General features: G+C 62.7%; 21 protein-coding genes and 3 pseudogenes. 11 read left to right on the top strand and 13 right to left on the bottom strand.

Annotated elements, in window-relative coordinates:
* The first annotated feature begins 367 nt into the window (after positions 1-367).
* Complete coding sequence (locus tag HAP41_RS06090) at positions 368-1,642, top strand: IS256 family transposase (protein ID WP_166064748.1); 1,275 nt, start codon at positions 368-370, stop codon at positions 1,640-1,642.
* Positions 1,643-2,590: 948 nt separating this feature from the next.
* On the opposite strand, the pseudogene HAP41_RS06085 reads toward HAP41_RS06090, so the two are convergent.
* A pseudogene (locus HAP41_RS06085) lies at positions 2,591-3,873 on the bottom strand (IS256 family transposase).
* Positions 3,874-4,226: 353 nt separating this feature from the next.
* Between HAP41_RS06085 and HAP41_RS06080 the strand changes: the two are divergent.
* Positions 4,227-5,223: pseudogene (locus HAP41_RS06080) on the top strand (IS3 family transposase).
* Here HAP41_RS06080 and HAP41_RS06075 read toward each other — a convergent pair.
* Positions 5,193-7,262, bottom strand: a complete 2,070-nt coding sequence (locus HAP41_RS06075) for a recombinase family protein (RefSeq protein ID WP_166090234.1) — start codon at positions 7,260-7,262, stop codon at positions 5,193-5,195. The pseudogene HAP41_RS06080 and the gene HAP41_RS06075 sit on opposite strands and share 31 nt — an antisense overlap.
* Positions 7,252-7,488 (bottom strand): hypothetical protein, encoded by a 237-nt coding sequence (locus HAP41_RS06070; protein ID WP_156504748.1) that lies wholly within the window; start codon positions 7,486-7,488, stop codon positions 7,252-7,254. The genes HAP41_RS06075 and HAP41_RS06070 overlap by 11 nt, the downstream gene beginning before the upstream one ends.
* Before the next feature lie 888 nt (positions 7,489-8,376).
* On the opposite strand from HAP41_RS06070, the gene HAP41_RS06065 reads away from it, so the two are divergent.
* The 9 genes and pseudogenes from HAP41_RS06065 to HAP41_RS06025 all read left to right on the top strand — a co-directional run bounded on the left by HAP41_RS06065 (position 8,377) and on the right by HAP41_RS06025 (position 19,152).
* Entirely contained in the window at positions 8,377-8,556 is a 180-nt protein-coding gene (locus HAP41_RS06065; RefSeq protein WP_166104317.1) for a hypothetical protein, read from the top strand.
* Positions 8,557-8,674: 118 nt separating this feature from the next.
* A pseudogene (locus tag HAP41_RS06060) lies at positions 8,675-9,884 on the top strand (IS256 family transposase).
* Between the two features lie 560 nt (positions 9,885-10,444).
* On the top strand, positions 10,445-11,548 hold the full coding sequence (locus HAP41_RS06055; protein ID WP_175618164.1) for a GHMP family kinase ATP-binding protein: 1,104 nt from the start codon (positions 10,445-10,447) through the stop codon (positions 11,546-11,548).
* On the top strand, positions 11,536-12,144 hold the full coding sequence (locus HAP41_RS06050; RefSeq protein ID WP_248577181.1) for a D-sedoheptulose-7-phosphate isomerase: 609 nt from the start codon (positions 11,536-11,538) through the stop codon (positions 12,142-12,144). Before HAP41_RS06055 ends, HAP41_RS06050 begins: the two co-directional genes overlap by 13 nt.
* On the top strand, positions 12,141-12,839 hold the full coding sequence (locus HAP41_RS06045; protein ID WP_166104322.1) for a sugar phosphate nucleotidyltransferase: 699 nt from the start codon (positions 12,141-12,143) through the stop codon (positions 12,837-12,839). Before HAP41_RS06050 ends, HAP41_RS06045 begins: the two co-directional genes overlap by 4 nt.
* Positions 12,836-13,393: a D-glycero-alpha-D-manno-heptose-1,7-bisphosphate 7-phosphatase gene (locus tag HAP41_RS06040; RefSeq protein WP_166104327.1), complete on the top strand. Its 558-nt coding sequence runs from the start codon at positions 12,836-12,838 to the stop codon at positions 13,391-13,393. Before HAP41_RS06045 ends, HAP41_RS06040 begins: the two co-directional genes overlap by 4 nt.
* 152 nt (positions 13,394-13,545) lie before the next feature.
* Positions 13,546-17,793, top strand: a complete 4,248-nt coding sequence (locus tag HAP41_RS06035; protein ID WP_166104334.1) for a methyltransferase domain-containing protein — start codon at positions 13,546-13,548, stop codon at positions 17,791-17,793.
* 57 nt (positions 17,794-17,850) lie between these two features.
* Positions 17,851-18,690, top strand: coding sequence for a class I SAM-dependent methyltransferase (locus HAP41_RS06030; protein WP_166104339.1), 840 nt, complete (start codon positions 17,851-17,853; stop codon positions 18,688-18,690).
* A 48-nt stretch (positions 18,691-18,738) separates the two neighbouring features.
* Complete coding sequence (locus HAP41_RS06025; RefSeq protein ID WP_166104347.1) at positions 18,739-19,152, top strand: class I SAM-dependent methyltransferase; 414 nt, start codon at positions 18,739-18,741, stop codon at positions 19,150-19,152.
* Between the two features lie 141 nt (positions 19,153-19,293).
* Here HAP41_RS06025 and HAP41_RS06020 read toward each other — a convergent pair whose 3' ends face one another.
* The 10 genes from HAP41_RS06020 to HAP41_RS05980 all read right to left on the bottom strand — a co-directional run bounded on the left by HAP41_RS06020 (position 19,294) and on the right by HAP41_RS05980 (position 25,216).
* On the bottom strand, positions 19,294-20,052 hold the full coding sequence (locus HAP41_RS06020; RefSeq protein WP_166104350.1) for a class I SAM-dependent methyltransferase: 759 nt from the start codon (positions 20,050-20,052) through the stop codon (positions 19,294-19,296).
* A gap of 545 nt (positions 20,053-20,597) precedes the next feature.
* Positions 20,598-20,795, bottom strand: coding sequence for a group II intron maturase-specific domain-containing protein (locus HAP41_RS50655; protein ID WP_166104354.1), 198 nt, complete (start codon positions 20,793-20,795; stop codon positions 20,598-20,600).
* Positions 20,796-20,977: 182 nt separating this feature from the next.
* Positions 20,978-21,259 (bottom strand): hypothetical protein, encoded by a 282-nt coding sequence (locus HAP41_RS06015; RefSeq protein ID WP_166104357.1) that lies wholly within the window; start codon positions 21,257-21,259, stop codon positions 20,978-20,980.
* 1 nt (position 21,260) lies between these two features.
* Positions 21,261-22,070 (bottom strand): hypothetical protein, encoded by an 810-nt coding sequence (locus HAP41_RS06010; RefSeq protein WP_166104361.1) that lies wholly within the window; start codon positions 22,068-22,070, stop codon positions 21,261-21,263.
* Positions 22,071-22,104: 34 nt separating this feature from the next.
* On the bottom strand, positions 22,105-22,488 hold the full coding sequence (locus tag HAP41_RS06005; protein ID WP_166104364.1) for a hypothetical protein: 384 nt from the start codon (positions 22,486-22,488) through the stop codon (positions 22,105-22,107).
* An 839-nt stretch (positions 22,489-23,327) separates the two neighbouring features.
* Positions 23,328-23,525, bottom strand: a complete 198-nt coding sequence (locus HAP41_RS06000) for a hypothetical protein (protein ID WP_166104369.1) — start codon at positions 23,523-23,525, stop codon at positions 23,328-23,330.
* 169 nt (positions 23,526-23,694) lie between these two features.
* A complete protein-coding gene (locus tag HAP41_RS05995) occupies positions 23,695-24,192 on the bottom strand; it encodes a hypothetical protein (protein WP_166104372.1) in 498 nt (165 codons plus the stop codon).
* 59 nt (positions 24,193-24,251) lie between these two features.
* Complete coding sequence (locus HAP41_RS05990) at positions 24,252-24,494, bottom strand: DUF6074 family protein (RefSeq protein WP_166104376.1); 243 nt, start codon at positions 24,492-24,494, stop codon at positions 24,252-24,254.
* Positions 24,495-24,590: 96 nt separating this feature from the next.
* Positions 24,591-24,992 (bottom strand): hypothetical protein, encoded by a 402-nt coding sequence (locus HAP41_RS05985; protein ID WP_166104379.1) that lies wholly within the window; start codon positions 24,990-24,992, stop codon positions 24,591-24,593.
* Positions 24,992-25,216: a hypothetical protein gene (locus HAP41_RS05980; RefSeq protein WP_166104383.1), complete on the bottom strand. Its 225-nt coding sequence runs from the start codon at positions 25,214-25,216 to the stop codon at positions 24,992-24,994. Before HAP41_RS05980 ends, HAP41_RS05985 begins: the two co-directional genes overlap by 1 nt.
* Positions 25,217-25,263 lie beyond the last annotated feature (47 nt).

Raw genomic sequence — 25,263 nt, 5'->3', positions numbered from 1 at the left:
TGCTACACTCTCGCTAACAGCAACTGCGACGGAAGCGGAGTCCATTCCTCCGCTCAGCTCCACGGCGTTTGCGCAGAAGGCCGTCGGCCGCGAACGAACAACCGCCTGAAGAGTATCAGAAAACTCAAGGACATAATTGCTCCCCTCTCGTCCAGAGAGCTCAGGGGCTGATGAAGTTGTCGCGCCGTACTCAAATGACGTTTGCGATCTGTCGACGTACAAGGTGGCGCCAGCAGTCAGCAGATTAACGCCAACGCGGGCCTGTCGCGGGGATGTCCCGGGTTCTGTTGAATTTCTGAAGAGGTCGGCGTTGCCCACCTTGAGCCGGTAGGCTCGGGGTGCTGATTCCACAAAGGAGAGCAACGCCATGACGAGAGATATCACACCGGCTGGTTGGCCGGCGACCGGGGCTGTGGAGAAATCATTTGCGGAAGTGCGAGCGAGCTTCGATCGGTTCTGCCTTGCGGCAGGAATCGAGGCGCTCGGCACGATGATGGAGGCGGATGTGACAGCGGCCTGCGGGCCGCGCCACGGTCGTGATGCGGCGCGGCGGGCGCACCGTTGGGGCCGAACGCGGGGGCGGATCGGTTTCCACGGCGGCAAGATCGAGGTCGATCGCCCGCGGGTCCGGGGCATGGACGGCCGCGAGGTCACGATCCCGAGCTGGGAAACGGCGGCGCAGGAGGACTGGCTCGGTCGCTGGGCGATGAACCTGATGCTGATCAATGTGTCGACGCGCCGGTTCGGCCGCGCCGTCCGGCTGCCCGAGGGTGACGTGCCGGCACCGCCCGGATCGGGGATTTCGAAGTCGGCGGCCTCGCGGAGGTTCGTGGCTCTGTCGGCGGCGCGGCTGGCCGACTTCATGGCTGCCGATCTGTCCGCGCTCGACCTTCTGGTGGTCCAAATCGACGGGCTGCATCTCGACGACGATCTCGTGCTGGTGGCCGCGATCGGGGTTGACGGCGAAGGCAACAAGCATCCGCTGGCGCTGGTGGAAGGGGCGACCGAGAATGCAGCAACGGTTCAGGCCCTGCTGGACAACCTGGTCTCGCGCGGGCTCGACCCGACGGTGCCAAGACTGTTCATCGCCGACGGCGCGAAGGCGTTGTCGAAGGCGATCCGCCGCACCTTCGGTTCGGCCGCTGCGATCCAGCGCTGCCAGATCCACAAGGCGCGCAACATCATGGAACGCCTGCCGAAAGAGCATCATGCGGCCACCCGCCGGGTGCTGCGCCAGGCCTGGGAGCTCGATGACGCCGACAAGGCTGAAAAATTGATCCGCAATCTCGCGCGTCGACTCGACCAGCAATGGCCCGGCGTTGCGGCCAGTATCCTCGAAGGCCTCGACGAAATCCTGACTGTCGTCCGGTTGAAGTTGCCGAAGGAGCTTCGCCGATCGCTCGCCTGTACCAATATCGCCGAGAACATGATGGGCACCATTCGCCGCGTCACGCGCAACGTTAAACGCTGGCGGGATGCCGGTATGGCCTTGCGATGGGTCGCGGCCGGTATGATCGAGGCCAACAAGGGCTTCCGACGATTGAAGGCGCATAAGCAATTGTCGGTTCTGCGTGCGGCCCTTCAAGCTCACCACGATCGCATGACAATCAAGTCCGTTGCCCACGTCACGAGGGCTGCGTAATATTCATTCCGGCAACGTCGACCCGACGTAGTTCAACAGCGATCGGGACATCCCCCCTGTCGCGCAGAGTAGAACGTTCTCATAGATAGATGATGGGCTACGATTTCTCTATCGATCGTTCCCGATTTATCCAAGAGATCTATGAAATCCCAGGAGAGCGTAACCGTACGAGTGCGCTCCTCCACGTGGAAGTAAATTGGGAGGCTGGCTATATAGCCTGCTCGTACACGCAACCGAGGGCCCCGTCGAGCCGCCTCGATCACGATAAAATCGAGCGGCCAGTGCATACATTTCTGGTAGTGCTGACGAAACTGATCCATAGACGCATGGGCTATTACGACCGAATGAACGCCAGCCCCGTCCGCCGCTACTTGACGCTCACGTATGACGAAGAACCATTGCTCAGTGTTCTTCACTAACGAACTCTCAAGACTCTTATGTTGGAACGGCCGGATGTAGCTTTCACCAACCTGTATCGAACTGCCTTTGGCAACAGGATCGTAGTTTTCCAAGTCGGCTATTTTCAGAGTGGCCTTGAGCATTTGTTCCTTAAACGTTGCCGCCTCTCGTGGGAGAGGCGGCAACGGAGTTAAGAATGATCTTAAAGGTAGCCGAAGTTACTGCTGTCGTTAGGGAAGGGGCCCTTCTCTCCCTGAATAGTGGGAGGTGGCAGTACCGGTAAGGGGAGGTCAGTTGTATCGGGCCGCGATGGCCGCTTAGGCGCGTCTGCAGTTGTGCTCTTCATGTCAATCTCCGGGTGGTCGGGCTTCTCGTCGTCTCAAATCTAGGCTTCAGTAAAAGCCAGAGAGAGAGTGGCGCGGCACCGTGTCGAGCCACAATGGAAGGTCTCTCATGTGAGAAGGCGGGCGACAACCTACCAATGTCGGCAGTTGGATGACGGTGCTGGACAGAAGAGCTATCGCCAAATTTTGGTGACGGCGCGGCCGGTCAGGCGGCGGCGGTTATGGGCTGACGGTCAGTCGGTTTGGCGATGAGCTCGATCCCGTCGTTGAATGTCACACCGAGAACGAGTTTTGGCAACTGGTTGTGGCCATCGAGACGACGCCGGCTTTTCTGCGCGGCCTCAAGCAGTTTGAAGACCATCGCGAGCGCCGTTCTGTTGGACAGGCAGCCCTTTGATCGGATCGTGCGGTGGCGCACGGTAGCGAAGGTGCTTTCAATGGGATTGGTGGTCCGCAGGTATTTCCAGTGTTCGGCCGGGAAGTCGTAGAACGCCAGTAGCGTGTCCCGATCCTTGCTCAGGCAGTCGGCCGCCTTCTCGTATTTGGGCGTATAGCTCTCGATGAAGGCGTCGAACGCCAGCTCGGCGGCGGCCTTGGTTTCGGCCATCCAGCTCTCCTGCAACGCGCGTTTGGCTTTAGGCTGCTGGCTCTTCGGCAACTTGGCGATCACGTTGGCGGTCTTGTGTACCCAGCAGCGCTGCTCGCGCGTTTTCGGCCAGACCTCGCCGGCGGCCTTCCAGAACCCGAGCGCGCCGTCGGCGATGGTGAGCCGCGGCGGCACGCCGAGCCCGCGCCGCTTCAGGTCGAGCAGCAGATCGCGCCAGTCCTGCGCGCTCTCGCGGGCGCCATCGGTGAAGCCGACCAGTTCCTTGCGGCCTTCCGGCGTCGCGCCGATCAGCACCAGGATGCACTGCTTTTCGTCTTCGAGGCGTGCTTGGAGATGGATGCCATCGGCCCAGATGTAGACGTAGCGCTTCGCCGACAGATCGCGCCTCTGCCACGCGGTGTGTTCGTCAAGCCAACCGTCCTTCAGACGGCCGATGGCGGATGCCGACAACCCGGCAGCATCCTTGCCGAGCAGCGCCGCCAGAGCCTCGGAGAAGTCGCCGGTGGAGATACCCTTCAGGTAAAGGATCGGCAGCAGCGTCTCGATCGATTTCGAGCGGCGCATGTAGGGCGGCAGGATCGACGGAGAGAACCGGATGCGGTCGGGATCGGTAGCCTCCGCCTCGCGATCGCGTACACGCGGCTGGCGGACGCCGACCGGACCGATACCGGTCATCACCTCGCGTTCCGGCAGGTGACCGTGGCGCACGAGCGCTGGTGGCCGTCCGCAGTCTTCAAATCGGCATGCTTGCCGAGAAAGTCCGCGACCTCAGCCTCGACCGCCTGGGCCAACAGAGCACGCGCCCCATTGCGCAAGATTTCGGTGAGTTGATCGTCGACGTTTCCTGGCTGAATCAACTTGATGATGTTATCTTTGGACACGGCATATCGCTCCTTCGGTGGAGAAGTGGAGGCGTCAAGCACCCCCACGATATGCCGCCTTCCCGATTCCCGCCGTCACCAACTTTCAGCGATAGCTCCTCACCCGCCGAATGTGCCAATTGCTTCGCCGACGCCGGATATGGCCAAAACTAAAGTCATCACGCTCTAGGTTGTGACGAACCGAAGTTGCATCCCATGCAAAGACCGCCACGGGATATCGCCCCGAGCGATCAGACCTTGACGCCTTATGACCGGGAGCACGCCGTCACCTACATGCGCATGCTGGAAGCGGACTGAACCTCCTCCGAATGAGTGGACACCTGTAGTAGGCTCATTGAGCGCGGAGGTGTCGAATGGAACGTCAACGTCGGTCGTTTACCGAGGAGTACAAGCGGCAAGCCGTTGAGCTGGTGGTGTCGAGCGGCCGCTCGATTACGTCGGTTGGCAAGGAACTTGGTCTGCGAGACTCGGTGTTGCGGCGCTGGGTGGATAAGTCCGGCGGACCAGGCTTCGGAGATCGCCGGGTTGCGCCAGGAGAACGAACGGCTGCGCATGGAGCGCGACATTTTAAAAAAAAGTCGATCGCGATCTTTGCCGGAACCCGCCTGGCGCGATCGCCCGGTGAGTAAGCGGACTCGCGCTCCTGGCCGCGATCCGGCAAGTCCATCAAGACAGCAACGGCCGCTACGGCAGTCCCCGCGTCCATGCCGTCCTGCGGAGGCAGGGCCGCGGCGCCAGCCGCGGCCGGATCGAGCGGATGATGCGTCGGCACGGTATCCGCGCCATCATGGCGCCGCCGCGCTGTGTGCGCACCACCGACAGCCGTCACAACCTGCCGATCGCGCCGAACCTGATCGCGCGCGACTTCTCAGCCCCGGTTCCGAACCGGATTTGGCTCGCCGATATCACCTACATCCCGACCGCGGAGGGCTGGCTGTATCTCGCGGCCGTGATGGATCTCTTCAGTCGAAAGATCGTCGGCTGGGCCATGCGCGATCATATGCAGGTCGAACTCGCAGCAGCTGCACTGACGATGGCCATCCAGCAACAACGGCCCCAGCCGGGTTGATCCACCACTCCGATCGAAGTGTGCAGTATGCCTCATACGCCTATCGCAATGCTCTCGCATGCGCCGGCATCACCGCATCGATGAGCCGCAAGGCCGATTGCTACGACAATGCTCCGATGGAGAGCTTCTTCCATACCTTGAAGACTGAGCTCGTTCATCATTGCAACTACAAGACCCGCGCCGAGGCCCAGCGCGATATCTTCGCCTTCATCGAGGGCTTCTACAACCGCGCATCAGAACACCCATTTGTCTATGTTGTTGAAGAGAAGAGACTTTGTTGATCGGGATGCGATCCTGCGGGGTATCTTGGGTTCTGCCGCGCTCGTTCGGTGATGGATGTGGCGGCATCCGTGGTCAAGGCCGCGCGCGCAAAGATCCATGGCCCATCCGGCAGAGGGTGGACCGCGTCGATCTGACCAGCTTCTGCGGCCAAGCGCAGCGTCTTGGATGCGACCTTGATAAGCCTGGCGGCGTCGGAGAGATTGAGCCATGGCTCGACGCTATCCTCGGCCCGCCGAAAGACGGGTATCCGATGATAAGATCGCGTGGTTGTGACGCGCTCACGGGTCCAACGGTTGCCGTTGCCCGTCTTGAGGCCGTTGCGGTTGAGCAGGCCCGCAATCAGGTCGTCGCTGGCGATCAGCACCAGTTGCCGGATGGCTGCGATGATGTCACCGGAGGTGCTGTTACGCTGCCCCCGTCGACGCTTCGGCAGCCGCATCTCGCTGTGAGCGCCGCCCGCCCAATGCACGACAAGAACGATCTCGGACGCTTCGTCATCGATATCGGCAACGACCTCGTGGATCAGCGTACGGACGATGCGCTTCTTCAGCCGCGCATCGATGGTCGGCCCTGACCAGATTGACTTGAGGTCTGAGGCCAGCACGCTGAGCATCGTTGGATCGATCGCTGTCGGTGCGGTCGTCGCATCATGCGCGGCAATCTTGCTCTCTACCTCGACGACACGGGCAAGCGAGCGATTCCAGCGCGTCTCAAGCTCCGCGGCAACCAGGCGATTTGCCGGATCCGCCGTGTCATATTGCCGGAAGGCACGATCGGCGGCGTAACGGGCCGCTTCGAGATCACGGCCGAGCGCTTCGCGAACTTGATCCCTCTGATGTGTGGCTTGGGCTGCGGCGGCCGTAGCCGCCGCAACGGCGCCGGGTCCGACAACGCCGAGCAGTGCCCCTTCGATCGCATCATCGACGCGCAAGCCACCGAACGCGATGCAGCGCGGTTCGCCGTTGTCCATCCAGCCGCGCGAGCAGCTGTAACGGGGGATGTGATGCTTCATACCGCTGTAGCGCAGCGTCAGCTTGCGGCCACAACGCCGGCAGCGGATGAGCCCAGCGAGCAGCGCCTCGCCATGCTTGGGCGCGCCATGATGCCGGCTCGTGGGCACGTTACTGGAGACCATTGTACGGATCGCTTCGAACCTCTCCCAGTTCACATAGCCTTCGTGGGCGTCCGGCTTGAGGACGAGCCACTCGGCGCGCGCCTTCCGCCGGATCTTCGCGCCTGCGCCATGGACGCCGTACCCCGTCGCTACGGCTGTTCTACCATAGGCGTAGGCTCCGCCGTAGACCGGGTTCTCGACCATCCTGTGGAGAGTCGCGTAGCTGGGCCGCCGCCAGGCTGTGTCGCCGTTCGGCTGCTTCACTGGTAGGTCGAGGCCGTGCTCATGGAACCACAGCAGCGCCTGCCGCGCGGTCCCGAGTTCCTCGATCTTGTCGAAGACGAGCGTAATGGCGTCCTGCACACGCCGGTCCGGATCCTTCTCGTAGCGATCACCAACCTTCACAAAGCCGACTGGCGTGGCCGCAATCAGTTCGCCACGGCTGGCCTTCTCGTAGCGTGCCGAGAGCGAGCGTTGTCGCAAAAGGTCCAGCTCATACTCGTTGAGGCTCCCCTTCAGCCCGAGAAGCAGTCGGTCGTTGCCATGCCGCGGAGCATAGACAGCTTCCTGGTCAACCAGCACCGTGTCGACGACGCGACACATCTCGATCAGCTGTTGCCAATCCCGGCTATTGCGGGCAAAGCGCGAGACCTCCCGCGCACAGACTGCGCCGACCTTGCCGAGGCAGACCTCGGCCACCATCCGCTCGAAGCCCGCGCGCTGGACGCCGCCGGCAGCGGAACGCCCAAGATCATCGTCGATCACCTCGATCTTGGACCACCCCAGCGCCGTCAATCGGTCGCGCATCGCGTATTGCAACGCGCTGCTCTCACGATTGTGCAGAACCTGATGGGCGGAGGACTGGCGCACATAGAGGATCGCCTTGCGTTCGAGATGGTGAGGGCGGACCTTGTCACTGATCATGACCGTCTTCCCTCTTCGCGAGCGTTGCGCTTACCCGTGCATGGTCCAGCACCAGCTGCGTCATCAAGTTCACCAGCGCATCCTGCGCCTCCTTCGGCAGCTCCCGCCATTCCGGTACCCCGACGGCGCCGTGCGCTATGCCACCCGTGAACAGGTCCATCTGATGCACGCCGAACCGCCGGTTGCGCCGAACCGGGTTCGCCGATATCGCCGTCCTGCTTGCCATGAGCCTCTCCCCGATTCTCATCGTGAGAGACTCCGCATGCACCGGAAAGCGGTTCATTCAATGATGATGTCGCGCTCTTGACCGCTGAATCGACAAGCGACGACAACGCGTTGAGCGCTTCCAGGCTGACAAAGGGCTCTGCCGTTAGGCTGCCACCGCGAGCACATGCCGCGCGGTCGAACATCCAGGATGGGATCTCCAGAAAACGCCGCGTCTCCGATCCATCCAGCGTGCAGCGGAAAACAACGCCGTCCGCCTTGTCGATCACACCATGGACGAAAACCTCGCGGCCTGCCCAAGGGTGATGCCGGTACAGAACCTCACGGCATACGGTCCCGTGGGCGTTCTCAAGCCTTGTTGTACAACGGTCGGCGCCCGCATTCGAGCCTTGACGGCGTCACCCCCGATCAAGCCTACTTCAACCCGCTGCCACTCCGCTTGGCAGCCTAACCATGGCAGAGGCTCCACTTATCGACGCGGAAAATCTGTTCAGACAACCGGAGCCAGCTCAGGCTCTGACGTATTTCCACACGGTTACGCAAAGGAGACTCGCGCTTGTACTGCCAAAGGCGATTGCGGCTCGTGCGGACATAATTTCATCACAGCTTGCTTCTTGCGCCTTGGCCGACTTCGGCTTGGTTTCGCAAAAGGCTGTCAGGGCGCTCTTGAACAGGGTGATCACAACACATGAATTGTCCGCAACAAGCACCTTGGCTCGCTTTTTATGGGCGGAACGTTCCGTTCGACAACTCTGTTGATTGCGCCATCATAAACGATCACGCGTCAGAACACCTGCTACAGTGGAGAAGGGTTGCAATTGGGCATTTTCGCTCGTCGCCGCTCGATTTCTGAACACGCGCGATTGTGCGCAACGCGAAAGGGACGCTAATGCCCCACGTTATCCGCTTCAGTGATCCGGCCGGCGCGGTTTCGCTTTGGCCGAAAGGTTTCGGCCTCAGTTCCCACGCGCACGCGCCGACGATGGACGGCGCCGAGCACTTCGCGGACGCCGCGCGCGCTCAACGTTCCCTTAACGGCTACGTTAACCCGCCGGCATTCTGGAATTAACGGCTTTCGGGTCGTTCCGGGGGATGTCCCGGGTTCTGTTGAATTTCTGAAGAGGTCGGCGTTGCCCACCTTGAGCCGGTAGGCTCGGGGTGCTGATTCCACAAAGAAGAGCAACGCCATGACAAGAGATATCACACCGGCTGGTTGGCCGGCGACCGGGGCGGTGGACGAAGCGTTTGCAGAAGTGCGGGCGAGCTTCGATCGGTTCTGCCTTGCGGCAGGGATCGAGGCGCTCGGCACGATGATGGAGGCGGATGTTGTGGCGGGCCGCGCCACGATCGCGAGGCGGCGCGGCGGACGCACCTTGGGCCGAACGCGGGGACGGATCGGCTTCCACGGCGGCAAGATCGAGGTCGAGCGCCCGCGGGTCCGGGGCGTGGATGGCGGCGAGGTCACGATCCCGAGCTGGGAAACGGTGGCGCAGGAGGATTGGCTCGGTCGCGGGGCGATGAACCTGATGCTGATCAATGTGTCGACGCGCCGGTTCGGCCGCGCCGTCCGGCTGCCCGAGGGTGACGTGCCGGCACCGCCCGGATCGGGGTTTCGAAGTCGGCGGCCTCGCGGAGGTTCGTAGCGCTGTCGGCGGCGCGGCTGGCTGACTTCATGGCCGCCGATCTGTCCACGCTCGACCTTCTGGTGGTCCAAATCGACGGGCTGCATCTCGGCGACGATCTCGTGCTGGTCGCCGCGATCGGAGTTGACGGCGAAGGCAGCAAGCATCCGCTGGCGCTGGTGGAAGGGGCGACCGAGAATGCCGTAACGGTTCAGGCCCTGCTGGACAACCTGGTCTCGCGCGGGCTCGACCCGACGGTGCCAGGACTGTTCATCGCCGACCGCACGAAAGGCGTTGTCGAAGGCGATCCGCCGCACCCTCGATTCGGCCGCTGCGATCCAGCGCTGCCAGATCCACAAGGCACGCAACATCATGGAACGCCTGCCGAAAGAGCATCATGCGGCCACCCGTCGGGTGCTGCGCCAGGCCTGGCAGCTCGATGACGCCGACAAGGCTGAAAAATTGATCCGCAATCTCGCGCGTCGACTCGACCAGCAATGGCCCGGCGTAGCGGCCAGCATCCTCGAAGGCCTCGACGAAATCCTGACTGTCGTCCGGTTGAAGCTGCCGAAGGAGCTTGGTCGCTCGCTCGCCTGGACCAAGATCGCCGAGAACATGATGGGCACCATTCGCCGCGTCACGCGCAACATCAAACGCTGGCGCGATGCCGGTATGGCCTTTGCGATGGGTCGCGGCCGGCATGATCGAGGCCAACAAGGGCTTCCGACGATTGAAGGCGCATAAGCAATTGTCGGTTCTGCGTGCGGCCCTTTAAGCTCGCCACGATCGCATGACGATCAAGCCCGTTGCCCACGTCTCGAGGGCCGCGTAACATTCATTCTGGCAACGTCGGCCCGACGTAGTTCAACACCGATCGGGACATCCCCTCGTTCCGTACGGTTGGCCTTTCTCCCGAATAAAGCGATGCCAATTTTTAAAGAGCAGCCAACACTCATGACAGTAAAGCTGGTCACTGAAGTTAACTGCGCGTGATAGGGACAGCGGCGGTTCGCATGTTTCCCAGCGCCGAGTCGCGTCCGCGCAGCTGCCCGATCGCGCCGGTCGCGTTCGGCCTGCGAGGGCTAGCTGCTTTGCGGCCAAGGCTGAGGCGACTGATCCACGCGACGTTGGTCCAGGGTCCATGAAGCCAACCAGTCTTGGTAGGTGCGGGCGTGAGACCTTTCGAGATATAATTCTCCATTATCTCGGGCTTTCCGGAGCCAACCGGTCAGTTTTGCTTGCAGGACATTAAGACCGACCGCTGAAGTTAGCGGCGCGTGGCAGGGACTGAACCGCCACAATGGCCAGATCCAAGATATCCCGCGGGTGCACCTCTTGAATTCCGCCACGAATGATTGGGAAACTGCAGGCGAGCTCGTTGCGCGCGTCCGGCGAATTTCACCACGTCCCCAGATCGTAGCGCGCGCCCGGGCGCCGCTGCGTCTCGGGCTTGCCGGCGGCGGTACGGACGTATCGCCGTATGCTAACATCTATGGCGGGGCGGTCATGAACGTGACAATTGATCGCTACATCTACGCTAGCGTCTCACCGGCCGAGAGCCACGATGTTGAACTCGAGAGCCTGGACCTTGGCCTTGCCGGGCGGTGGCCGTCCGAAGCTCCCCTTTCCTATGACGGCAAGCTCGACCTGCACAAGGCAACTTACAACCGCGTGATGCGTGACTTCCATGGCGGCCAGCCCTTGCCGCTGCGGATCTCCACCTACTCGGAGGCCCCGGCAGGCTCGGGGCTCGGCTCGTCATCGACGCTCGTCGTCGCAGTCCTTCAGGCGCTGGGTGAGTTCCTGCGGCTACCACTCGGTGAGTACGACATCGCGCATCTCGCATACATGATCGAGCGCAAGGATCTGGGCCTCGCCGGTGGACGTCAGGACCAGTTCGCAGCGGCCTTTGGTGGGTTCAATTTCATGGAATTTCGGGACGAGGATCAGGTGATTGTCAATCCTCTACGCATTAAGCGCGAAGTGGTAACCGAGTTCGAGGCACAGACTATCCTCTGCTTCACGGGGGTGAGCCGTGAGAGCGCGACAATCATTGCGGAGCAGACTTACAACGTGCAGCAAGGCGCGACTAAGTCGGTGGAAGCAATGCACCGGCTGAAAGAAACTGCATTAGAAATGAAAGAAGCGCTGCTGCGTGGCGACCTCAGCCGCGTTGCGCGCGCGTTGCAGGTTGGGTGGTCGAGCAAACAAGAGATGGCAGCTGGTATCAACAATCGCCTCATCGACGACGCATTCGATTTAGCGTTGGACGCTGGGGCAATAGCCGGCAAAGTTTCAGGGGCGGGCGGCGGTGGCTTCATTGTGTTCCTAGCACCGCTGGAGCGCAGACGGGCAGTGATGAGTGCCTTGGCCACTCAAGGTTACGCGGCGGAAACGGTCCGATTTACTTCCGAAGGGGCGATGGCGTGGCGGGTGTGAGCGATATTCGCGCGACAATTGCCGAGACTGCGCGGCTGTTGGCCGACATGGCTGCCGATGAGAAACTATGCGTCACTGCGGCGCAGGTGGCCGCCGCCGCAGTGGCCGCGTTGCGCGCCGGGCGGAAGGTTATGATCTGCGGTAACGGCGGGAGCGCAGCGGACGCCCAGCATTGGGCCGGCGAATTGGTTTCGCGGTTCAACTACGACCGGCCGGCTCTTGCGGCAATTGCCCTCACAACCGACGCCTCGATCATCACGGCCTGCGGCAATGACTACGGCTACGACTACGTGTTCGCTAGACAAGTAGAGGCGCTCGGGGTGGCGGGAGATGTGCTGTTCGCGCTGTCCACCTCGGGCAATTCCCGAAATGTGGTGGCGGCGTTGGAGGTAGCGCGAAACCAAGGCATCACCACGGTTGCCTTCACCGGTCGCAGCGGAGGCAAGGCCGCCGCGCTCTGCGACTTCGCGATCCGCATACCTCATGAAAGCACGCCACGCATCCAGGAAGGGCACGAGGTGCTCGGCCATTCGATCTGCGCACTGATTGAGGCTGCGATATTTCCCAACGATTCGACGTCCAGCGCGAGCGCATGATCCGCGAGGCAGTCGTGCTGGTCGGTGGCTTCGGGACGCGGTTGCGTCCCGTGGTCAGCGACGTGCCGAAGGCTCTGGCGCTTGTGGGGGGCCGCCCCTTCCTCTGTTGGCTCCTCGACAGTCTTGCGCGGCAAAGCGTGACGCGCGTGCTGCTGGCGACGGGCTACATGGGCAATGTGCTCCGTGGCGCGGTGGGTACTCAACATGCCGACATGACGGTCCTGTACTCGTGTGAGGCCACGCCGCTAGGTACGGGCGGTGCAATGTGGGCCGCGCTGCGACTCTGCGAGGAGGACCGTGTCCTCGTTGTCAACGGCGACACCTGGCTTGGCGCTCCGATCGCGTCGCTTGCGGCTGAGGCGCCGGACGCCGACTTGGTGCTCGCAGTCCGCGCGGTCGCCGACCGCTCGCGGTTCGGCAGCCTCATCGTCGACGGCAACCGCGTGCTTGGTCTCGCGGAGAAGGGTCCAGGCGGGCCCGGCCTGATCAATGCTGGGGTTTACGTCGCCCGTCGCGATCTGCCGTCGCGCCTTCCGATGCCGGACTCGTTCAGCCTTGAGCGGGAGGTGTTAGCGGCGCCAGGTGGGCTCGATCTTCGGGCGCACCTAACCGATGCGTCCTTCCTCGACATCGGCACGCCCGACGACTACCTGGCGGCCCAGACTCTTATCCCAGCCTGGGCGTTCGCGGGATGACGTTGCAGCGCGCTCTTTTCCTCGACCGAGACGGGGTTATCAACCACGACACCGGCTACTGCCACCGGCCTGAGGACTTTGTCTTCCGCGACGGGATCTTCGACCTCTGCGCAGCTGCCGTGGCGCGAGGCATGGCTCTTGTAGTCGTGACTAACCAAGCGGGGATCGGACGCGGCTATTACACCGAAACGGACTTCCTCGTTTTGACACGCTGGATGCAGCAAGCCTTTACCGCCCGCGGCATCGCGTTGACCGGCGTGGAATTCTGCCCCGACCACCCGACCCACGGGATCGGACCTTACCAGCGCGAGAATCCACGCCGCAAGCCTAGCCCTGGCATGATCGTCGACGCTTGCGTGGTGCATCGGCTCGATCCGGCCCGGTCGGTCATGCTGGGAGACCGCGCAACCGATATGCAAGCAGGCCAAACTGCCGGTGTCGGTACGCTGCTCCTCATGCCGGCCGAACCGGCAGAGGTGGCGGCCGCGCCGGCGGGCACGGTGGTTTTGCCGGCCGGAGACCTAAGGAGTGCCATTGCCCATTTGGGTGCCTAGCCCCGCATCCACCGGCAGCCGTTATCCCAATTCCGTTTTCAACTTTTGAAAGAAGCAAGATGATCGAACAACTCGCGCGCCGAACGACGCGGACTAGCGGGAACTTCGCTGTCCCTCGTGCCCACGTCCCGCTGCCCTTTACCGGGGAGCGAATGACCACGGCCATGGAAGGCCAGATAGAGTTCGAGCACTACCACCGATACTGTCTTGCGCGAGATCTGTGCGATGGCCTCGACGTGCTCGACGTGGCCTCGGGTGAAGGCTATGGCTCGGCACTGCTGGCTGGCGTGGCGCGCAGCGTCACCGGCGTCGAGATCGATCCCGAATCGGTGGCGCATGCCCGGACGGCGTACCCGGGCCCGAATCTCCAGTTTGCGGTGGGCGACGCGCTGTCAATCCCAGTCGGCGACGCCAGTGTCGACGTCGTCGTCTCCTTCGAGACGCTGGAGCACTTGACCGACCAGACGCGCTTTCTGCAGGAGGTGCGTCGGGTGCTGCGGCCCGGCGGGCTGTTCCTCGTGAGCACGCCGGATCGCACCGTCTACTCAGCGCCTGGAAGTGACCCCAACCCCTATCACGTGCTCGAACTGACGCCGGCCGAGCTGGATGCGCTGCTCGGTACGCATTTTCAACACCGCGCCATACTTTACCAGCGCCCGCTGCTTGGCTCCGTCATGGCCGGGGGTGAGGCCGAGGACTGGCGCAGCTACGAGCGTCGGAACGCCGACTTGATCGAGGCGACGAACGGACTCGCGCGCGCCCACTACCTAGTCGCGCTAGCCAGCGACGCGAAGTTGCCCGGAATTGGCCCTTCGGTCTATGCGGACCGTCGTCGCGTGCATGACGTGGTGCAGGACGCTCTGGGTGTTCCCTCGCTGCGCGAGGCGCTGGCCACGGCCGAACGAGAGATGCATGCGGCGCGTGCAGAACGCGGCGAAGCTGTCGCCGCGTCGCAGAGGGAGGCTGAGCGAGCTTCGGCGCTGGATCGCGAGTTGCAGACGACGCGACAGACGTTGGACGCCGCAGAGCACGCGATTCAGACCGCACACACAGAACGCGGCGAAGCTGTCGCCGCGTCGCAGAGGGAGGCTGAGCGAGCTTCGGCGCTGGATCGCGAGTTGCAGACGACGCGACAGACGTTGGACGCCGCAGAGCACGCGATTCAGACCGCACACACAGAACGCGGCGAAGCTGTCGCCGCGTCGCAGCGGGAGGCTGAGCGAGCTTCGGCGCTGGATCGCGAGTTGCGGACGACTCGACAGACGTTGGACGCCGCAGAGCATGCGATTCAGACCGCACGCGCAGAACGCGGCGAAGCTGTCGCCGCGTCGCAGCGGGCGAGCCGCCGACTTGATGATACGAAGGTGCGCCTGGTCGAAGTCGAGCAGACGTTAAACGCCGTGCGGACGAGCACTTCGTGGCGTATTTTTGCGCCGTTCCGTGAGCTGGGACGCCGCAGTCCGCGCGTGGCGCGCCGCCTGCGGCAGGCGATCAAGGTCGTCTGGTGGAGCCTGACGCTGCAGCTCGGCCGCCGATTCATGCTGTGGCGGCAGCACCGGGCAGCACTGCGGAGGTCAGTCGCGACGGTTTCGATGCCCTATATCGAAGTAATCGCGCCCCCCGCCTCGCCGACAGTCTCTTGCCCGCCGCGCGACCTGCTGGACGCGTTCCAGACCCTCCACGACACAGCTGCCATCTACTTCCCGCCCGTCCCCGAGCCCGAGGTCTCCATCATCATCCCGGCCTATCGCGGGCTGGACGATCTGCTCACGTGCCTGCGCTCAATCGCTGTAAGCCGCCCGACGGAGCCTTCCTTCGAGGTGATCGTGGTCGACGACTGCCCGGAGGCGCCGGTGCTATGGGCCCTGCCGCGCAGCGGCGGCCTCATCGGGATTCCGAATGAAGAGAATCTGGGCTTCTTGCTGAGCTGCAACCGAGGGGCGGCGAAGGCGCGCGGGCGCGTGCTTTGCTTCCTAAACAGCGACACAATTGTTTCGCCTGGCTGGCTGAGTAGCCTTGTCCAGGCATTGGATGAGACGTCGAGCGCGGCCCTTTCCGGCGGCATGCTGCTGAATCGCGACGGCACCATCCAGGACGCGGGCTGGCGCATCATGTGGAATGGCTGGGGCCACCCGCTGGGCCGCGGCGCAGATGCGCGGGACGGCGCCTATACCCATCGGCGCCTCGTCGATTGCGTGACGGGAGCTTGCTTCTGCGTGCCGCGGACGGTCTGGAAGGAACTTGGTGGCTTCGACCTTGCCTATGTGCCCGCCTTCTACGAGGAGTTTGACCTCGCCTTCCGTGCCAGACAGAAGGGGCTGAAGGTCGTCTACGAGCCGCGCAGCCGAGTGGTTCATACCGGCAGCGCTTCCTATGGGGCCGAACGCCGGGACCAGTTGTCCGGCGTCAACCACGGCACCTTCTCGCAACGCTTTGCCGAGGTGCTGCACAAGCAGCCGCACGACCTGTCTGACGAGTATGCGATTCGCCACGCCGGCCCAGAACGCCCTACGATCCTCGTGGTCGACTCCGGCGTTCCGGTGCCCGAGCAGCATGCCGGCGACGTGACCACGGCTGGCTACCTCCGGATGCTCGTGGACGCCGGGTGGCGTGTCGTGTTTGGTCCGCATAACGGGATAGCCGAGGGGCCTCCCTGTGAGGCGCTGGAAGCGATCGGCGTCGAGATGATCCGCCCGCGGCAGACGATCGCAGGTTGGCTCGCTGCGCATGGCCAACATGTCCGCCAGGTGTGGATTAGCCGACCCGAACTGGCGGCGGAATATCTTGCGGTGGTGCGAGAGGCCACCGACGCTCCTGTCGCCTATTATACGCACGATCTTCACCATCTGCGAATGATGCGCGAGGCGCGGCTACGGGGGAATGCGGAGATGATCTTGGCTGCCGAGCGGCTGCGCGAACAGGAGGTAGGGGTTCTGCGCGCGGTGGACCACATCATGACGCCGAGCGCAGAGGAAGGAAAACTGATCCGTGAGCTGGTGCCCACGGCGAGAATTACGACTTTGCCGCCGTACTACTACGAGGGCGACCAGATCCGCGCGCGCGTTGCGGGGCAATTCGAAGGCCTTTCTGACGTGATCTTCGTGGGCGGCTTCCCGCACACGCCAAACGTCGATGCGGCGCTTTTCATCGCGCGGGAGATCATGCCGCTAGTCTGGCGCACGCGACCGGACGCGCGTCTTCTGCTGGTCGGCTACGCGCCGCCCGCAGAGGTACAGGCGTTGGCTGACCACCGCATCGTGGTGACCGGGCAGGTGCCCGACCTGGCGCCCTGGTTCGAACGGTCACGCGTTATGCTGGCGGCTCTTCGTTACGGCGCTGGAGTCAAAGGCAAGGTGGTCGAGGCGCTACGCGGCGGTCTGCCCGTGGTGACGACCCCTGTCGGCGCCGAAGGCATCGGCATCACGCCAGGCGAGGAGGCGATCATTGCGGAGGATGCGGCAGGCCTTGCGGAAGGGATCCTCTCACTGCTCGACAATACCGAGCGATGCGCACAATTGTCGGCGTCGGGGGCCGCACTCATTGCCAGGCGCTACTCCCGCATGGCTGCACGCGCAGCGCTGGAAGGGGTGTTTAGGGTGCCGCGTTGTGCTGCATGCGGTTCAGTTAGATTGCTACCGCCGGCAATAGAGAATGCGCGTGAGTCGTTCGTCTGCCGCGACTGCTTCGCGCTGGCGCGCTGCGAGGCGCTGGCCGAGGTTTTGTTGCGCCGGTTCGTCCGAGAGGGTGCAACGAGCCTGCCCGAATTGCTGGCCCGCCGGCCCGAGCTGCGGGTGCATGAACTCGGCTTCGTCGGCGGCATCGCCGACAGTCTGCGGGGACTGCCCAACTACTCCACTTCGGAGTTCTTTCCCGGCGTCCCGCTCGGAACAACTGGACCAGGTGGAGTTCGCTGTGAGGACGTAACGCAACTCACCTACACCGATGAGAGCTTCGACATCATCCTAAGCCAGGATGTGATGGAGCACGTACCCGACCCGGTGCGCGGCTTCCTCGAGACAGCAAGGGTGCTGAAGCCCGGCGGCTCGCACTTCTTCACGATCCCGCAAAACCCGCATCTCGAGCGCAGCGTGACGCGCGCGAAGCTCGGCCCTAACGGGGTAGAGCATGTGCTGCCGCCCGAATACCACGGCGACCCGGTGCGCTCGGAAGGCGCACTAGTCTTCACCGATTACGGCCGCGACCTGCCTGAGCTCATCATGCAAGCGGGCCTCGAGCTCATCGAGCACGTCCAGCCGGTGCTCGGCGGCACGGGCAACGAGACGCTGCGCATTTTTGAGGCGGTCAAGCGCGCGGTTCCGCTTCCTGAACTGACCTCGAAGGAAATCGAGGTGGACGTCGATATGCTCGCCCCGCAACCGTTACAGGAATTTTCCGCCTGAACGGCACGAGCGACTATCTCAAATGGTTCGCCTATCGCATCACCGGTAACCCACAGAATGCAAGCAAAACAACTGGAAATTCCGCCGTACGTCGCGGCCCACATCCAAGACTATCAACTATCCGAGTTCCGCTGTTTTTTCGACCGCGTGAACGTGCAAGGAAAGCGCGTGCTCGAAGTCGGAAGCGATTATCACCAAGCGATTGTACGGTTATTTGCCGCCAACGGGGCCAGCCATGTTGTGGGTACGAACATCGGCGAGTGGCGCAGCCCAGAGCCGCTTCCGGCCAACGTTGAGTTTCTGGTCGGCGACGCCGGCGACATCGATTTTGACGAGAAAGCGTTCGACATCGTTTATGGCACGGCCATCCTCGAACATGTTCCGGACCTCAACGGTCTCGCGGCGCAGATCAAACGCATTCTCAAGCCCGACGGCATCGGCTTCTTGCAGGGGCTTCCCCTTTGGCCCGGCCGGTTAGGACACCACGTCGTCGTAATGAAAGAGCGGGAAGAGTTCGACAATCTGCCCGCCGACGAGCCATTGCCGTTCGAAACGCTCTACGACTTCGCGGGCAACAATCCGATCCCCGACTGGTCGCATCTCGTGTTCTCTCCGAGCGAGATGGCCGACTATCTCGTGCAAAACGCCATACCGCGAGCGCACGTCGATCGCATCGTCAACTTTGTCTACAGCCTTGATGGTGGGCTGATTGGATCGAACTCAAACTACAAGTCCGCTAGCGATGTGATAGCCGCCTTTCAAGGCGCGTTTGAGGTAGAGGTCGACCCCGTCGTCGACCTTAACACCAACGAATATTTCACGGCGGCGCTCGCGAAATATTCTGAGGCGGACTTGCGCACGCTCGGCCTACGCCTGTGGTTGAGGCCCAAGCGGTAGAAGAGCCGTGGGATTCGAAGTAGGTCGTCCCGCGCTCTCCATGGCCGAATGGTTCGGCTGAAGGAGATCGAGGTGGGCGCGGTCCCCCTCGACGACCTGGCCGGGGACCCGGTGCGATTTATCAAGCTCGACCTGGAAGGCCTGGCGCTGCGCAACGGAAAGCGGCTGCTCGCCGCACAGCGCCCCGTCGTCGCCTTCGAGTTCGGACGCGATGACGCCGCCATCCCGGCCGGCTACGGCGCGGATGATTTCTTCGACCTATTCGAGGAGATCGATTACGCTGTGCTCAACGTGTTCGGCCGGCCCTTTGGCCGCGCCGAATTCGACCTGCCCTGGAATGCGCGGGAAATGCCACACTACGTCGTGGCGGCGCCGGCCGACCGGCGCGAGGAAGTGGCGAAGAAGCTACGCCGGCGCGCTTGGTCCGTATTGATGGAGGCCGGGCATCAGCCGCCCGGCTGAGCCGTGGGCTGCGCTACCGCCGCCCGGCCAGCCAACCCATCAACGAGCTGACAATGTTTGTTGCTCCCCCCTCAATGGGCTTGGGGAGCAACCCGCAGCGTGGGCGACACGGCTTCCCGCCATGCGCTCGGCTCCGGCGCCTCAATACAGCGCGAGAGCAGTGTGGCCGAACATGGCGACTGGCCGCGCCTCGGGCAGGTTGCCGAACCGCCGCTGGACCTCGGTTAGGAAGGGCGCATGCCAGCCAGCGCCCACGAAATACAGCTTGTGGAAGCAGTAGAGGAAGGGCCACACACGCGGCACCGTCCGAGAAAACATCAGGTTTACCGCCTCGGTCACACCCGGCCAGTGAGGCTGCATGAAGTCGTCCAGGATAATAACCCCCCCTGGGCAGATCAGGTTCTGCGCCGTCATCAGATCGTTGTAAGTGTGCTCCGCCGTGTGACAACCGTCTACGGAGAACATGCGGAACGGCCCGCGTTCACGCATCAGGGTCACGATGTCGCTTGAGGTCAGGGCGAGGCTATCGGCCTGTAGGAAGGCATAGTCGCGGTCGGGCGGGCCGAAGCGGTCGATGTTCTCGCGGAGACGCGCGAGGCTGCCAACTCCCGCACCGTCGAGATTCTTCGCCTGATCATCGTACACATCGAGCGCGGTGACCTTGGACCCTGCGGCAGTGAGGTGGGCAAGAGCAATGAGCAATTTGCCGTGATACACGCCGATCTCGCCGACATGTCCTGTGATTTCTGCGCCATCTTGCATCTCGGCGATCATGCTGAGCATAGAGCCATGGCCATGATGGACCCAGCCTTCCACATTGGGGAAGCCGTTCTCCATATATTCGGCGAAGCTTTTGATCTCGCCGCCCGAGGGCCGGAAGCCGTTGCCTACGGATTTCATTATCCTGTCCTTTCGAAATTGCCACTTTTCACACGACACCCAAGTCGACGTTGTCACCTTCGACACTTTGGTGCTCGGCGCACTGTTCCCGTAGCCACGCTGGATGAATACGTCAATCCGCGCGTGGCGCAGCCGCCACGCCTGACGAAGCAATGGCAAACCTACATCGACGCCGTTGTGAAACGTGCCGAGCGGCGGGCGATCCGGACTGTAGTGGAGGTCGTCGGCGAAGCGCTGGCCGAGGAACGAAATACACCGCCAACAAGAGTTTCCTTGAGGCTCTGAAGGCCGATGGGTAGAGTCGAGGACGGGCGCGGTGGCTTGGGGCCGATGGCCAACACTCCGTTTCCTGTCCCCGCTCATCGGTAGTCGAGGACTGGCGCGCTTTTCGACCGCGCCACGTTTCCAGTCCCCTCCACGTCGCACGCAGCGTGCGGATTTCCCGCACTGCGCGCCCCATTTGCTTCGCGCCAACGCTTATGGGACCTATCCTGCTGGGGCAACTTTCGGCCCGTCGCGTCGCACGCTGTAGGCGTTGAACAACCCTAGAGTGTCGAACGGCCACCGCCTATTCCATCGCTGGAATGCCCCACCGCGAAGTAATTCACCCACCCCCCGAGCATCGGATTGATCAAGTTTATCACCCGTTCAATCGGTTGCGACCGGTGTCGGCGGAACACCTCTTTGAGCGCCCGCACCAGCGCCGTCCGCTTTTTGAGCTTGGGCGTGTAATGCGGCCGCATCGCTCCGCTTAGACCGCGGAGGTAACGGCGGTAGCGGTGATCGTCTTACTCACAGTTTGAACTCCATTTCCATCGGCCCCTCCAAGCCTGTTGATGATGCGTCACTGGTCAAGAAAGCGCCGCGGCGGGTAACTCCAACCCCTTGGAAACCCCGCCGCGGCGCGGTCGCCGGCAGCTCCTATTCAGGGTCCGTGCCCGCCGGCGGCGACTGTTTTGTTGATGTCGGCGACCACCGCATCCCACGACGCGGCGGTGGCGAGCTTGGCGCTATCGGTCGCCGAGGTCGAAGCTTGCGCTCCACCGCGAGCTTCGAACAAATAGCACCAGTCATCGAGCTTGACGCGCGGCCACGCCCCAACGCTCGAGCCATTCGTCGGGGCGGCGCGGCGGCACTGCCTCTGCGTGTCGTCCTGGATCTTCTCGGCAAACCTGCAATCGACGCATTTGCGATTTTCTTGCGGCATGTCAGGCGGCCTCGCTGTCGGCCGGCTTGGCGGGAGCATCTGGCGCGGGAATCAATTCCACGAGTTCGCGGCGCTGCGCGGGCTCAACCGCGCGACCGTGGTCGAAAAGCATGCCCGGTGCGTCAAAGCGCGGCAACTTCAGGACCGAGGCGAGCGGCACGGCGTATTCGCGATCGCCCTGCTCACGATAGGTGATTTGCTTAAACCTTTTGCGGACCACAGGGGTATGTCTCAGGCTGGCGCCGATGGCCGGGATGATGCCGCGTTCGTATGAGCGCTCGACCACGAGGTCAGGATCTCCGACCAACTCTCCGCCGACCTCGAAAGTCCAAAGATCTACGATGGCTTCCGCGAGGTTTTCCCGCGGCGCCGGAGCACGGTGGCGGGCGAGGTGGTCGGCGTGGATCAGGTGCTCGTGGTCGGATAGCTCGCGATTGAGCCGTTCGACGGCCTCGGCGTTTGCCCGTGCTTCCTCGGCCAGCGCCACCAGCACAGCGGCCGCCCGGCTGCCTTCCTCGTTGATCCGACGAGCAAGTGCGGCGGTTTGCTTCTGTAGCTCGGCCTTGCGAGAATCCAAAGCGGAGCGCTTGGCATCGGCCTTCTCTCGTTCAAGATCGGCCTCAAGCTTCTCGACGAGTTGCCCGAGGCGCTCCCCCTCAAGCGAGAATTCCTCATACGACAATCGCCACTGCGCATATGTTTTGGAGCTACGGATAGCCTCGGCCTTCTGTGCGCCCAGGGCCGCCATCCCCTCATTTGACGCTGCCAAATCGGCGCGGGCTTGTTCCAACTGCTTCTCGATTTTGGTCACTTCGAATGCCTCGTGTTGCGGATCTAATTGCTGGTCACAGTTTTAGCGGGATCTGCACATCTTCCGCCACTGACACCGCGGACTTCTCGCACACCGCGAACGAGGCTTTGCCGGCCTCTACCAGATCCGCGAACGCGTCGAACATGTCAGCGTCGACGTGCCAGGCGCCCTCCCTAAGCTTCGTGGCCCATTCGGGATGATCGACGCAGATTCTCCTCACGGTATGCGGCTCGAACGGAAAGCGCCGGAATGCCTTCGCTGCCAACTCCCAGCGACGCTTCGCAATGGGCCTGCGAGCGGTAGCCGGTGCTGCTGGCGGGGGCGGTGTCGGCGAGGCGCTTGTTTGCCTCATAGCTTCGAGGGCAGCGATCGCCTTCCGGTGCACCTCGATCGCGGCATTGATTTCTGTGTCGGTCATTGCCGCTCCTGCGTGGCGAGGCAGAACGTATCGCGGTGACGCTGATAAGAGCTGCGCCGATACCGGCCGGACTTCACAACCTTGCCGCTCCCCACCAGATGCCGAAGCGCTCGGCGCACCGACACGACCTCGGCTTCGGTCGGTATGCGCCAACCCGGGCGAACCATCGGCCGCCCGTGGCAATAGGCGCACGACGCTATTTCCGGCGCACTCAACCTGTCGCGGCGCTCAAGGATCGAGAGGACGGCGCGGCGTAGGGCCCGGGGGCGATACCGAAACCCCTTGTTGCAGTATGTCCTAAATGTCACAGGCTCGTCCCCTGACAAGGAAACCGTGATTTTGGGAATCCGGAATATGCAGAAATGCCGGACGCGTCGGGCGCGCACGGCCGGACCGTGGCGAAAGGTACCTATAGATTTTTTCGCGCATTTGGCCCCTGCCCGGCCCAGGCGTGGCTCGTGGTGCGTTCAACGCGGCGGACGTCGAGAAACACCGGCCAGCCTCAGCGCGTGCATGAGCGGCGATTGTGGGAGGCCGATTGCCGGTGATTACGTGGGCGCTGGGGCGCCTTTGCTCAACACGCTCTCGCTGGCCTCCTCCTTGCTCAGCACGATGGGCGATGCGAGAGAGCGGTGCGGAGGTCCGCTCAGCAGTGTGTGAGAACCACCTCATAACCACCTGCGCGATCGGTTGGTACGATGTGCGCATGACTGGAGACAAACCGAAGCGCGCGCCCGACAGCAGGTTGGTCTTTGACGTGCTGATCTTGGTGATCGGCGCGACCTTGATCGTCGCGGGGGCTTGGCTTGGCTTGTGAGCAAGCTGGGGCGTGGACACCATCACGTGCCCTCCTCTGCCAGCTGCTGCTCCAGCAACGCAGCACGCAAGACAGCAACGGCTTGCTCGGCATCACGGCACGCATGCAAACAGCTGTAGGTGTAGCTGCCTGGGCTGTAGTCGTAGGCAAGACGGGCTTCGACGACGGCTCGCTCGAGGGCCGTCCTGGCGGCAACCAGGCTGAGGGGGAGCTGTGTCATGCGATCTCCCCATGGTAGGGAAGATATAAATAGCAGTTCCACCGTATGTAACTTGGAGCGGAGGCCTGTATTTGTTGAGTTTCTCGCCTCGGCCTAGTTGCGGTTTTGCAACCAAGTAGTTCCAGAACCGTCACTGGAAACTCCTCAAAATGTAACCGGGGAAATTCCTTCATGCGGCCCTCTTTCGGTTGGCCCGGCCGGCATATTCGGCGCGTGCGGCGGCCTTGATGGACCGCTCCCGCTTCAGCGCTTCCATCGCGTTTACGATCCGAGTCCTGGCTTCCTGTTCGGTCTTGATTGCCCGCCATTCGTTGGTGGGCGTCAGACCGTCCGGCGTACCGAGCCAAGTCAGTCGATACACCGACGGCGCCTTTCTTGAACCGTACGACCGCACGCCGCGTGTTGGATCTACGATCCCAAGCGCCTTCGCCTCGAGGATGGCGCTTAGGATGTTGCCGCGGCGCATACCCCGCGCCTGGAGTGTGTCGTAGGGAGCCTTCAGGTTGCCGTTTTCGAACCCGCCATGGTCCGCGTGCTCGGTCATCAACGCGTCAATCAGTTTTCGACACTGATCAGACATCGCGAGCCACGCTGGACTGCACAACAAGTCGCGCGGGACCGGCACGCAGAAACCGACGCCCTGAGGCAATCCCAGCGCCTTGCGCATGCGCTTCCCCGCGATGGAGTTCGTGGATCGGCCGCCCGGTCCAACCTTGTGAAACACGGTCATGCCGCGCCGCCCATCAGCAGGCGCTGCAGCGACACCCTGATCGCGGACTCCATGCAGCGGATCTCGCGAGCTATCAAAGCCTCGTCGATGCCCTTGCGCCTCATGGCGGCGCGCTGAACTTCCAACTGATACAAGATGTGGCGTTCGCCGGCGTCCTCGTTGAGTTCGGATGCTCGGCGCGCCTGGCGCTCTATGAACACCCATCTGCGCGATAGCGGAAAGGGGACGACATCACTCATACTCATCGCCTCCATTCTTCAAGCGGCGTTTTCACACAGTCCGGCATCGTCGGTGCCAGTGGGGTAGCGGCACCCTCAGCCACCGCGATAAAACGGTCAGAAACCCCCGCTGTTGTCGCGGCGGAAACTGAAGCGAGCGAGAGTGGCGCGCTGCTTGTCGGATGGGCGTATTGATTTGCGTAACCCAAGCAGGCGCCGGAGGATCTCGGCCTGCGATTCTGAGGGGGGATTATCCATGCGGAGCACGCCCTCGGTGTCGCCATCTTGCGTCGCGGGCACACCCAGGGCGGACTTGGCTGTTTCCCAGCGGCGCTTGGTCTTGCACGCTAGATAGACGTAGGCGGCGACGCCGTCAGTCGAGACGTGCCCGCGACGGCCGACGATATTCGAGTCGCCACACGGGTCACGACCGAGGCGATTCTTCGACACATTGAGAGCGTCGACTAGGCCAAGCAGTAGTTCACGATCGGCTTTGTGACTTGTGCGATCGGAGCGCATCACGCCGCCACCCGTGCGTTGAGACCGCCGCGAAGCACGCTGAAAAGATCTTCAACGGGAACGCTCGTCGAGCGACCGTTTTTTAGGAGACGGATTTGGCCTTGCTTGGCAAGCTCGTAGAAGCGGGTATGGCCAATACCGGCCAGCTCCTTGAAGTGCCTGACCGTTACATTCGGAGGCAGGCTGTAGAGCTTAACGAAGTCGGCAAAAGTTAGATCGGGCATCCGTGCATCTCCGTTGTTCGCCTTCAATCGTGCGAACAAGATGCCGG

It is taken from the genome of Bradyrhizobium barranii subsp. apii (genome assembly GCF_011516635.5).
GTDB classification, from domain to species: domain Bacteria; phylum Pseudomonadota; class Alphaproteobacteria; order Rhizobiales; family Xanthobacteraceae; genus Bradyrhizobium; species Bradyrhizobium barranii.
This window is presented reverse-complemented; position numbering and strand designations above follow the sequence as displayed.